Annotated in this window: 1 protein-coding gene; it reads right to left on the bottom strand. The window is 61.7% G+C overall.

The annotated features are described in order from the left end of the window. Positions 1-308 (bottom strand): Ig-like domain-containing protein (locus QD228_RS17030; RefSeq protein ID WP_279876135.1); only part of this gene is annotated, 308 nt, incomplete at both ends.

Genomic DNA, 308 nt, shown 5'->3' with positions numbered 1-308 from the left:
TGACGTCGGCATCTTCCGGCACCAGCAGGGTGTCGGAGACAGCACTTTCGTTGCCTGCGGCATCGGTTGCCGTGGCTGTCAGAGTGCTGCCAGCTTCTTGCTCCGGTGAAAGCTCAACGGAGAAGTTGCCTTCTGAATCGACGATCGCGGTGCCCACCACATCATCGTTGGCATTCGTGACTTCCACCGTGGTGCCCGCTTCACCGGTCCCGGCGACGGTGGTGCCATCGGTCTCAGCCAGCACTGGTGCATTTGGCGCGACGGTGTCGACGGTGAGCGTGAAGTCGGCAGACGGTGCACTTTCGTTG

Origin of the sequence: Cobetia sp. 3AK, from assembly GCF_029846335.1 — a bacterium.
Lineage (GTDB): Bacteria > Pseudomonadota > Gammaproteobacteria > Pseudomonadales > Halomonadaceae > Cobetia > Cobetia marina.
The sequence above is the reverse complement of the archived record's forward strand: the minus strand, read 5'-3'. Positions and strand labels throughout refer to the sequence as shown.